This window comes from bacterium, from assembly GCA_036524115.1.
In the GTDB taxonomy this organism is placed as follows: domain Bacteria; phylum JAUVQV01; class JAUVQV01; order JAUVQV01; family DATDCY01; genus DATDCY01.
The window spans coordinates 1-10,845 of sequence record DATDCY010000225.1 but is presented as its reverse complement, the minus strand read 5'-3'; the positions used below and the strand labels follow the sequence as shown (position 1 = coordinate 10,845).

Annotated in this window: 9 protein-coding genes; 3 read left to right on the top strand and 6 right to left on the bottom strand. The window is 69.2% G+C overall.

What is annotated here, in order from left to right; genetic code table 11:
• The 3 genes from VI078_11020 to VI078_11010 all read left to right on the top strand — a co-directional run.
• A partial coding sequence (locus VI078_11020) for a DUF1844 domain-containing protein (protein HEY5999812.1) occupies positions 1-363 on the top strand: 363 nt, incomplete at its 5' end.
• A gap of 138 nt (positions 364-501) precedes the next feature.
• On the top strand, positions 502-1,182 hold the full coding sequence (locus VI078_11015) for a site-2 protease family protein (protein HEY5999811.1): 681 nt from the start codon (positions 502-504) through the stop codon (positions 1,180-1,182).
• A 122-nt stretch (positions 1,183-1,304) separates the two neighbouring features.
• Positions 1,305-1,862: a cytochrome c3 family protein gene (locus VI078_11010; protein HEY5999810.1), complete on the top strand. Its 558-nt coding sequence runs from the start codon at positions 1,305-1,307 to the stop codon at positions 1,860-1,862.
• A 65-nt stretch (positions 1,863-1,927) separates the two neighbouring features.
• Here the strand turns inward: VI078_11010 and VI078_11005 are convergent, their stop codons facing one another.
• The 6 genes from VI078_11005 to VI078_10980 form a co-directional block, all read right to left on the bottom strand.
• On the bottom strand, positions 1,928-3,706 hold the full coding sequence (locus VI078_11005; protein HEY5999809.1) for a tetratricopeptide repeat protein: 1,779 nt from the start codon (positions 3,704-3,706) through the stop codon (positions 1,928-1,930).
• Between the two features lie 96 nt (positions 3,707-3,802).
• The gene (locus VI078_11000) at positions 3,803-6,133 is read right to left on the bottom strand and encodes a DNA translocase FtsK (GenBank protein HEY5999808.1); all 2,331 of its coding nucleotides are present in this window, start codon (positions 6,131-6,133) and stop codon (positions 3,803-3,805) included.
• Positions 6,134-6,154: 21 nt separating this feature from the next.
• Entirely contained in the window at positions 6,155-6,967 is an 813-nt protein-coding gene (locus VI078_10995) for an undecaprenyl-diphosphate phosphatase (GenBank protein HEY5999807.1), read from the bottom strand.
• A 73-nt stretch (positions 6,968-7,040) separates the two neighbouring features.
• Positions 7,041-7,895, bottom strand: coding sequence for a hypothetical protein (locus VI078_10990; protein HEY5999806.1), 855 nt, complete (start codon positions 7,893-7,895; stop codon positions 7,041-7,043).
• A 322-nt stretch (positions 7,896-8,217) separates the two neighbouring features.
• Positions 8,218-9,477, bottom strand: coding sequence for a hypothetical protein (locus VI078_10985; protein HEY5999805.1), 1,260 nt, complete (start codon positions 9,475-9,477; stop codon positions 8,218-8,220).
• Positions 9,478-9,528: 51 nt separating this feature from the next.
• Positions 9,529-10,845, bottom strand: a 1,317-nt coding sequence (locus VI078_10980) for an elongation factor G (protein ID HEY5999804.1), incomplete at its 5' end; no start/stop codon positions are given.

The window sequence follows — 10,845 nt, the reverse complement described above, 5'->3', positions numbered from 1 at the left end:
GCGAAGCCGGCGGCGCCGCGGCCCAAGCCGCCCGCGGTGGAAGCGGCCCCGGCGGCCGCGGCGCACGAGCATGGACCCGAGTTCGGCGAGCCCGGCGCGGGGCTGCCCGGCCCGGCGGACTTTCTTCAGCTCATCGGCAAGCTCTACCAGGAGGGGCTGGCCTTCATGGGGCTCTTCGACGACCCGCAGACGGGGCAGTCGCTCGCGAACTTCCCGGTGGCGAGCTGGCACATCGACATCCTCGGCGTGATCGAAGAGAAGACGAAGGGGAATCTCACCGAGGAGGAGGCGAAGCTGCTCAAGGACGCGATCGCCAACCTCAAGGTGGCCTTCGTCCGCGCCAGCGGCTACATCAAGCACTAGGCGCCGAGCAGGCTGCAAGGCTGTTCTTGGCCCGGCGCCACTTGTTTGTTGCCTCGCTTGAGTGACTCTTGAGTAGGAGGAAGACCAGTGTTCTGCTACCATCGCGCCCGCATGTAAGGAGAAAGGTCGGGCTTTCTCGTGGGCGACAAGCAGCAACTCGTTATCTTTCTTGTCGCGCTGCTGTTCTCCGTGTGCTTGCATGAGGCCGCGCACGGATGGGTAGCATGGCGCAACGGCGATCCTACTGCAAAGTTAGCAGGAAGGATTACGCTCAATCCTGTTCCGCACATCGACATCTTTGGAAGCATATTGTTCCCAGCACTGTTGTTGTGGAGTGGCAGTGGTGTTCTCCTTGCCTGGGCCAAGCCAGTGCCGGTAAACCATCGTAACTTCCGCAATCCACGCAAGGGCTTTGCTTGGGTTTCCATCTCCGGCCCAGGCAGTAACCTCCTGCTTGCGGCGATCGCCGCCGCGGTCATCCATATCTGGGGCGCTGTGGGCGCTGGGTTGGGAAGTCAGGGTGACTCCCACGGCAGCGTGCGCATTGCGTTGCCAATCGTCCTTCTTCTCATTGTCCTGGTGAAGGTTAATGTCTACCTCGCGCTCTTCAATATGTTGCCGATACCGCCTCTAGACGGTGGGCACTTTCTCATCGGAGTCCTTCCTCACAGCCAGTCCGTGGCTCTTCAGCGGATAGCGCCCTTTGGCATGCTCATCATAATGGGGTTGGCAATCTCCCCGGTCCTTCAGGCACTCATCATGCCGGCGGCGAACTTGATATTTCAGTTGCTTGGTCTTTCTTGGATTGTCAACTTTTAGCAGCGCGTCAGGTCGGTCCGTGCGGCGGCCGGGTGTCCTCGCACTCGAGCGCAAGTTGCGGGAAGCGGCGCGGACACTGCATGTGGCGCACCCGTAGTCGGGCCCGCCTGTTCGCTGCGCTAGTGGCGGCCGGGGTCTCTCTTGGCGCCTCGCGGGCGTTCAGCGCGGCGCACCCGGCGCTCTCCGCGGGCGAGGGGTGCGTGACGGCACGCTGCCATGCACGGCTGCTCGAGCCGGCACGGGGTGCGCGCGCGGCCTCGACCCACCAGCCGGTCGCCGACGGGGACTGCGCGTCCTGCCACGACCTGGGTCTGTCGGGCGGCGGGTCGCACTTCGTGAAGGGGGCGCCGGCGGGCGACGAGAGCCCGGCGGGCGCGCAACCCTGGGACGTGGCCCTGTGCACCGGGTGCCACGGCGAGGCCCTCGCCGCGAAGGACGCGCCGGCGGGCGCGACGGGCTTCATGGACGGGAAGCGCAACCTCCACGCGCACCATGTCCAGGCGGCGCGCGGCCCGCGCTGCCTCCCGTGTCACGCGCCGCACGCCGCCGCGCAGCCCCTCTTGCTGCGCCTGCGGATCCCCGGGCGCGGCACCGTGCTCATCCCCCAGGAGTTCCGCGCGGAACAGGGCGGCGGCTGGTGCCGCACCGGCTGCCACGCCCCGAAGGCGTACCGGCGCTGATATCGGGCGCGGGCAGACCGCACGCCCGGTCTGATCGTCGTCGGCCCCGGCGCGGACGCTTCAGGTCACCCGCCGGCTAACGCCGCTTCCGCCTCTGCCCACCCGGGCCTCAGCGACAGTGCGTGGCGGAATTGCTCCAATGCCTCGCGTCTCAAGCCCTGAGCTGCCAGAGAACGGCCGAGACCCAGTCGCGCCTCGGGGCTGCCCGGCTCCAATTCGACCGCGTCGGTCAAGGCCTTCGTGGCCTCACTGACCCGTCCCTGCGACAGATACAGGTATCCGAGGTGCAGACGTGGCTTGGGATCTCGCGGTTTCAGCCACCCAGCCGCCAGGAGGTGCTCCTCCGCGTCGGCGTCGCGGCCGAGGCGGGTCAGCGAATCTCCGAGTCCGTCGTGGGCGTCGGCGTACATGGGAACGAGATCGAGCGCGCGTTGGAAGAGCTCGACCGCCTCCCCGAGCCGCCCACCCGCCGCGGCAAGTTCGCCGAGCCGAAACCAGGCGCTGGGGACTGAAGGCTCGAGCCGCAGGGCTTCGCGCAACTCGCTTTCGGCCCCCGCCCGGTCATCGCGGGCAGCGAGGGCGCGAGAGAGGTTGCTGTGCACCATCCACGAGCCCGGGTTCAATGTGACGGTGTGCCCCCAGAGCGTGGCACTATCCTGGTAGAAGCGGCTCTGCTGGTGCGTGAGGAGGCCCATGGCGACGGGCAGGGCAAACGCCGCGGCCAGGAGCCATGGGCGGCGCCCCGGCGTCCCTGCCGGCGCGACCAGGCGCCAGATCAGGCTGGCCGCGAGGGTGAGAGGGCCGATCGTCGCCAGGTATTGAAAATGGTCGGCGACGAAGGAGAATTGCATGGGGAAGACGTTGACGAAGCCGAAGGCCGGCCCGAGGCTCCCCGCGAAGTGGAGGCAGGCGACGAGCGGCCCCCGCCCGATCCGCCGGCGAAGGGCCCAGAGGCCGAGGACGAAAGCCGCCGCAGCGGCGGGCCAGAGCCCCCAGCCCCAACTCGCCGCCTGCGGGTCCCAGCGGGGATAGATGAACGCGAGTTCGGACGGCCAGGCCAGTTTGCCGAGGTAGAACCAGAAGGCCCTTCCTGCCACCAGGAGGCGTTCGACGAAAGTCAGGTCCCACGCCGGCCCCACGGCCCCGACGACCGTCCGTTCGAGCCGCAGCGTGACCATCCCCATGCCTGCACCCGCCGCGGCGAACGCCGCCAGAGCGAGCAGTTCCCTGCGGCTCAGTCGCCCCCGCTTCCACCAGAGGACCGCTCCGAGCGAGACGGGGAGCGTCGCCGTGACGGTCTTGGAGAAGAGGGCCGCGGCGAAAAGAACTGCCGCCGTCGCCAGACGTCCAGGCGCACCCCGCGTCGAGCCCGACCGGTCGCCATCCCCGGCGCGCAGGCCGGCCCACTGCAGGAAGGTCAGCGCGCCTGCAAGGAAGAACAGTCCGGACAGGACGTTCTTGCGCTCGGCGATCCACGCCACCGATTCCACCTGCACCGGGTGGAGGGCGAAGAGCGCAGCCGCGAGCCAGGCGCCAGGCACGGCGACGGTTGTCAGCAGCCGCCAGAGCAGGAGTGCCGACCCGGCGTGGAGCAGGACGTTGACCGCATGATGTCCCGCGGGAGTCCGTCCGAAGAGGCGTTGCTCGACGAGGAACGAGGTGAACACGAGAGGATAGTACTGGGGCGTGGCGCCGGGGCTGAGCCAGATCTCGGTCAGGCCGCCCGGCTCCGTCAAGGTCCGGTTGTCGGTGATGTAGTCGTCGTCGTCCCAGATGAAGCCGGCCGTGAAAGCGGGGGAATAGGCGATGACGACGGCCGCCACGAGCGCCGCGGCGCGAAGCACGGTGAGAGACCGGCCTCCTGGTCGAAGCGCAGGCGGTGTCATCGTCTTCCTTGGAGTCGCTCAGGGCTGCGCCAAGAGAACGGGCGTACGGGTCGGCTACTCCTCGTCGTAGGTGCGGCGCGCCAGGATCCGCCGCGGCTTGGCGCCGTCGGCGGGGCTGACGAGGCCGGCCTTCTCCATCGCCTCGATCATCCGCGCGGCGCGGTTGTAGCCGACCTTGAGGCGCCGCTGCACATACGAGATCGACGCCTGCCCGCTCTCGGTGACGACGGCGACGGCTTGGTCGTACATCTCGTCCTGCTCGCCGTCGGCCCCGGCGTCGTCACCGCCGTCGGAGGGCGGCGGCTGCAGGATCGCCTCGTTGTAGGTCGGCTGGGCCTGCCCCTTGAGGTGCTCGACGAGGCGCTTGACCTCGTCCTCGGAGACGAACGCGCCGTGGATGCGCTCGAGCTTGTTGGTCCCGGGCGGCAGGTACAGCATGTCGCCCTTGCCGAGGAGCTGCTCGGCGCCGTTGGCGTCGAGGACCACGCGCGAGTCGATCTTGGAGGAGACGTTGAAGGACATGCGCACCGGCAGGTTCGCCTTGATGATGCCGGTGATCACGTTGGTCGAGGGGCGCTGCGTGGCGATGACCAGGTGCATGCCGACCGCGCGCGAGAGCTGCGCGAGGCGCGTGATGGAGTCCTCGACCTCGCTCTGCGCGAGGATCATCAGGTCCGCCAGCTCGTCGATGACGATCACCAGGTACGGCATGAGCGCCGGCGCCTCGCCGCGCTCCTTCGCCTCCGCGGCGAGGTGGTGGTTGTAGGACTCGATGTTGCGGACCTTGCGCTCGGCGAGCACGCGGTAGCGCTCCTCCATGAGGCCGACCGCGTTGCGCAGCGCGTAGGCCGCCTTCTTCGGGTTGCTCACGACCGGGGCGATCAGGTGCGGGATGCCGTCGTACATCGTCAGCTCGACCATCTTCGGGTCGATCATGATGAACTGCACCTCGTCGGGCCGCGCCGAGAAGAGGATCGAGCTGATCAGCGTGTTGATCATGACGCTCTTGCCCGAGCCGGTCGCGCCGGCGATGAGCACGTGCGGCATCTTGCCCAGGTCGCCGACGCGCGGCCGCCCGAAGATGTCCTTGCCGAGCGCGACGCCGAGCTTCGAGGTCGAGCGCCCGAACTCCTCCGAGAGCATGATCTCCTTGAGCGTGACCGTCTCGCGCTTCTTGTTCGGCAACTCGATGCCGACCACGGACTTGCCGGGGATGGGCGCCACGACGCGGATGGAGGTCGCCGACAGCGCGAGCGCGAGGTCGTCCTGCAGGCCGACGATGCGGTTGATCTTGATGCCGGCCGCCGGCTCGTACTCGTACATCGTGATCACCGGTCCCGGGTGGACCTGGGCGACCCGGCCGTTGACGCCGAAGTCGGCGAGCTTGCGCTCGAGGATGCGCGAGTTGGCGCGGATCTCCTCTTCGGAGACGGGGACGCGGTCGGGCGGCGGGTCGTCGAGCAAATCCAGCGGCGGCAGCGTGTAGCTTCCCTGCGCGCGCGCCGGCTCGGGGCGTTTCGCGGCGGGCTTGCGCCGCGGGGGCGGCGGCCGCTGGACGATCAGCGGGCCTTCCAGCTCCTCCTCCGCGATCTCGAGCGCCGGCTCGGCCGGGCCATCGGCGAACTCCTCCCCGGGCTCCTCCGCGGCCGCCGGCTCGCCCTCCGTGTCGCGACGCAGCCGCGCCCGCTCCTTCTCCTTGCGGCCGCGGCGCAGCTCCCACGCGTGGCGGAGGCTCTCCCAGACCCCGCCGGCCGCGCTCCCCGCGGACCGGGCGCCGCCCAAGGCCCCGGCGGCGAGCCGCCGCGGGGTCAGGTGGGTCGCCAGCGTGAGGGAGGCGACGAGGACGAACCCGAAGGCGATCGCCGCGCCGGCGTCCCCCAGCCAGGGGCGCACGAGCGCGGCGAGCGTCGCGCCGAGACCGCCTCCGGCGGGGACGGGCGCCGCGCCGCGGTGGTAGAAGGGGTCGGTCGACCCGAACGCCAGGTTGCCGAGGGCGACGAGCGACAGCGAGAACCCCGTGAGGCCCGCGGCGCGACCAAGGCGGCTGGCGAGGCTGAGCGAGACGCCGGCGAAGCAGAGCACGGCGGCGCCGAAGGCGAACACCGGGAAGAGCCAGGCCCCGAAGCCGAAGAACGCGACGAGGGCGTCCGCGAAGTACGCCCCCACGACGCCGAGGTAGTTGTGGACGCTCTCGCTTCCCGTGGCGCTGTTGAGCGAGCGGTCCAACTCGTCGTAGGAGGCCAGCGCGATCATCGCCGCGACGGTGAGGGCGAGGAAGCCGACGCCGGCGATCTCGCGCAGCCGCGTCCGCCGCGCCGTGTTCCGGGCGTCGCCGCCGGCGCGGCGCAGCGGACGCTCCTTCCGGCCCTTGCGGCTGCGCGCCATGTGCCTGCCCCCCGGGCGCCTCTAGCGCCGCGCGAGCGCCACGGCGGCGAGCGCCGCCGCGGCCCAGCAGTAGAGGCCGAACTGCCAGAGCTTCCCCTCGCGCGTCCAGCGCAGCACGAAGAGGATGGCGAGATACCCGGTCGCGGCGGCGGCGGTGAAACCGGCGGCGACGACGGCGCCAGGGAGGCCCGCCCCGCCCGCGGGCAGGTGGCGCAGCTCCAGCAGCGAGGCGCCGAGGATCGCCGGCAGCGACAGCAGGAACGAGAAGCGGACGGCGTCCTCGCGGCGAATGCCCGCGGCCAGCGAGGCGACGATCGTGCTCCCCGAGCGGGAGATGCCCGGGACGATGGCCACAGCCTGCGCGACGCCCACCAGCACGCCCTTCCACCACGGGGCGCCGTCGAGCCGCTGCGCGCCGGCGGGGAGAAGCGCCGAGGCGACGAGGAAGGCGCCGGTCACGCCGAGGGCCGCGACGACGGCGCCCGGCGCGGCGAAGAGGCCCTCGAAGAAATCCTTGAAGGCGAAGCCGATCGCGGCGGTCGGCGCCGTGGCGGCCGCAAGGAGCAGCAGCAGCCGGCGCGACTCGCGCAGGTCGGCCGGCGCCTGCGCGTACGGGGGCACCAGCCCCCGGAGCAGGCCGGCCACGTCGCGGCGGTAGAAGACGAGCGCCGCCAGCGCCGTGCCGAGGTGGAGCACGATATCGTAGAGGAACGCCGCCGACGGCTGGATGCCGAAGAGCGTCTGCGCGATCACCAGGTGGCCGGAGCTGGACACCGGAAGGAACTCCGTGAGCCCCTGGACGACGGCGAGGACGAGCGCTTCGAACCAGTTCATTGAGACATGAATTCTAGCAGAATTCCACGGTCATCCGCGCGGTATGGCCCGGCGGGCCGCGCCGCGGGAAGGCCTAGCGGCCGATCTCCGTGAAGGAGAAGCTATCGAGGAAGGCGTTGCCCTCGGCGACGAACCCCGCGTCGACCTCGCCGGACCGGGAGTCGTCCTGGGCGCAGATCTCGTACTCGTACTGCGGAGCGCGCGGGTGCAGGCAGTCGTAGCATTGCCCGGTCGAAACGTATGACCGGTCGCCGCGACGTCCCTTGAGATGGACACGGTACGCGAAACGGTAGTGGACACAGTTCGCGCCGTACCTCGGGTCCAAGCCGGCGTCCCTCTCCAGGAACTCGTACTGCTCTGGATTCACGTTGAAATACAAGTCCTTCACGTACGCCAGGAAGTCGTCGGGGGCCTGAAACTGCTTCCCGTGTTTGCTACGTCGCACGAACAACACGAGGTTGTGTGCCGGCGACTGGGTGTTTCTCTTGAAGACCAGAGCGTCCTCCGTCCAGGATGCGATCCCCCACCCATTGTCGATGGGGGGCTTGCAGGTGAATCCCGCGTATTTCTCGTGCGGAAAGACTGGCGGGAGCAGCGAGCCCGGGAAGCGCTCGCCGGTGGCGTCGTCCCGGATGTAGCAGCGCCACTCCGACGCGTCTCCGGGGGCGGGGCCGTAGTCGCCAAAGGCGGTGTAGGATTGTCCCGCACGGGCCACGAAGGCGACCTTGCAGTCCTCGGCGCTTGCAGACCTGATGCCAAGCGTACTGTCCTGGAAGAGGAGGGACAGTACGTGCCGTCCCGGGAGGAGTTCGACCTTGAGCATCGCGTCCGCCAGCGGGCCTCCCATCTTCCTGCCGTCCACGGAGCGCACGAACACCAGTTGTTGCTGAAGCAGGAGGGGATTGAGCTTGTTCATCCCGCGGACCACGGCGATCTCCGCCGGTGGCCGCCGCGGGCCGTCGTAGGTCTGGACGCTCGCGCACCCTGTGACGAGGACCGCGCAGAGCAGGGACGGGACAACGCAGCGTCGGCGAGCAGGCACCGCAGATTCCCCCACGCCTCGGGTTCCCCCGCGCGGCGCCGCACGCGGGGCCTGCCGCGGAAGGTAGCCGAAGACGAGCGGCCTCGTCAACGGCCCCTCTCTGCCCCGGCGGCGGGGGCTACTGCCGCGCGGCCCGCGGTGACGACCGTCAGGTAACGGGCAAGAAAAGGGCCCCGGGGGTGTGGTCCCGGGGCCCGTCGCGTCCGGACTACTTCGCAGGCCCGAACGAGCGCTCGAACAGCGTCTCGATCGCCTTCCTGCCGCTCTCCTCGAGGAAGCGCGTGCCGGTCCCCGTCACCTGCGGGTGCGTGATCACCGGCGGCTCGCACGTGGCCCAGCCCTCGCCGGTCCAGGAGAACCAGCGCGCCTTCGCCTGGTCGAAGACGAACAGGGGCTTGTTGCAGAGCTTCGCGAACTCGGCGCCCCAGCCGGTGCCGCCGCGGACGGTGCCGTCGTCCTGGATCCAGCCGACCACGTAGATCTCCTGGCCGGCGTTGACCTGGTACCAGATCGTCTGGAGCACCTTGCGGATCAGCGGCGCGTTCGGGTAGGTGCGGTGCATGAGCCGCGAGACGTAGCTGAGGCTCACGTCCCCGCGCTCGAGTTCCTCCTGGCCGAGAACCCGGATGCCGCGCGTGCGCGCGTCGGTGTGCCCGGCGAACGTGAAGTTGACCTCCCGCAGGCCGTGGCGCTCGGCCGCGGCGCCGAACGCCGCCTCGGCGCCGGGGGCGCCGCCCGAGAACAGGGTGCACTCGTCGGCCTTGATCGCCCCGCTGACGAGGAACGTCGTCGGGTCGAGGCGGATCGCCGGGTGGTCCTTGGAGGCGGCGACATCGCTCTTGAGCGTCGTCAGGGTGATGCCGTGCGCGTCCGGGTCCAGCAGCAGGATGCAGTCGAAGAGGTCCTCGAAGCGGTCGCAGGGGGCGGGCACGCCCAGCGCGCTCACCCGCTTGTCCTCGCGGTGGCGCACGCCCGAGAACCAGGCGTGCAGCTTGCGCTCGTGCACGAGCTTGCGCAGCCCCTCGAGCTGGGCAGTGTCCGCGTTCTCGAAGTCGAAGCCGTCGATGACGATGCTGTCGGGGCGGAAGATGTCCTGCTCGATGAGGTCGGCCAGCCGTTCCTCGAGCTTCGCGGCCGAGAAGCCGGCGGCGTTGAAGGTCATGATCAGCCGCCCCGAGGCGATCTCGCTGTGGACCTCGCCGACGTGCTCGAGCTTGTAGTTGCGCGACAGCTCCTGGAAGAGGTCCTCGTACCAGGTCTTGGTCTTCTCGAGGCTCTGGCCGATGCTCACGTGCGCGACGCGGTTGCCGCGCAGCAGCGAGTCGAGGGCGAACTGCACGAGCAGGGCCGTCTTGCCGGCGCCGCGGCGGGCGACGACGAGCCCCATGCGGGGCGAGTCGCTGTTGTGGCCGGTGTCGGGCTCCCAGGCGCGCAGCGGGTTCTTGAGGATCAGGTCCTTCTTCAGCATCTCGACGCTCCTGTCACGAAGGTAGATGAGTGTGGCGGCGCTCTCGGCCATCTAGGCGACCGAGCTCTTGCGCCGCTCGTTCGCCTCCTTGATCACCTGGTCCGTCAGCCCCTTGGGGAGCTGGCGGTAGGAGGCGAACTCCATCGTGAACTCCGCCTTGCCCTGGGTGCCCGAGCGCAGCACGGTCGAGTAGCCGAACATCTCGGCGAGCGGGACCTCGGCCTCGACGACCGTGAAGTTCCCCTCCTCGAACGTGCCGACGATGATGCCGCGGCGCTGGTTCAGGCCGCCCATGATGTTGCCCTGGAACTCCGTCGGGCCTTCGACGACGACCTTCATGATCGGCTCGAGCAGCACCGGCGCGGCCTTGCCGAAGCCCTCGCGGAAGGCGCCGATGGCGGCCTGCTGGAAGGCGTTGTCGGAGGAGTCAACCGAGTGCGCGGCCCCGTCGTTGATCGTGAGCTTCACGCCGTTGATCGGGAAGCCGGCCACCGGGCCCTTCCTGAGGCACTGCTTGAAGCCCTTGTCGATCGAGCCGATGAACTCGGTCGGGATCGCCCCGCCGGTGATCTCGTTGACGAACTCGTACTCGCCCTCGGCAAGCGGCTCGATGAAGCCCGCGACCTTGCCGTACTGGCCCGAGCCGCCGGTCTGCTTCTTGTGGAGATAGTCGAATTCTGACTGCTTCGTGATCGTCTCGCGGTAGGCCACCTGGGGCTGGCCCACGGTGACCTCGGCGCCGTACTCGCGCTTCATGCGTTCCACGTAAACGTCGAGGTGGAGCTCGCCCATCCCCTGGATGATCGTCTCGCCGCTTTCCGGATCGACGTGGGTGCGGAACGTGGGGTCTTCCTTGGTGAAGCGCCCCAGCGCCTTGGACATGTTGACCTGGGCCTTGTTGTCCTTGGGCGCGATGGCGAGACTGATGACGGGCTCGGGCACGTGCATGGAACTCATCGCCAGCCGGTGGTCGCCGCCGCAGAAGGTGTCGCCGGAGGCACAGTCGATGCCGAACATCGCCACGATGTCGCCCGAAGCGGAGGCCTCGATCTCCTCCATCTCGGCGGCATGCATGCGCACCAAGCGACCTACCTTGTGACGCTTGCCGGTGCGGGCGTTGGTGATGGTGTCGCCCTTGGCCAGATGCCCCTGATAGACGCGCACGTAGGTGAGCTGGCCGTAACGGCCGTCTTCGAGCTTGAAGGCGAGCGCCACCAGATTCTTGTCTTCGTCGGGCGAGAGCGAGACCTGCGCCTCTTCCTTGTCGAGATCGAGCGCGACGTTGGAGACGTCGGAGGGGCAGGGGAGGAAGCGCACCACGGCGTCGAGCAGGGGCTGAACGCCCTTGTTCTTGAACGCGGAGCCGCA

What these genes read in the sequence shown, in the direction of transcription:
- VI078_11000 (HEY5999808.1), bottom strand. Translation starts at nt 6,133, where the DNA reads ATGGCGCGCAGCCGCAAGGGCCGGAAGGAGCGTCCGCTGCGCCGCGCC.
- VI078_10995 (HEY5999807.1), bottom strand. Translation starts at nt 6,967, where the DNA reads ATGAACTGGTTCGAAGCGCTCGTCCTCGCCGTCGTCCAGGGGCTCACG.
- VI078_10985 (HEY5999805.1), bottom strand. Translation starts at nt 9,477, where the DNA reads ATGCTGAAGAAGGACCTGATCCTCAAGAACCCGCTGCGCGCCTGGGAG.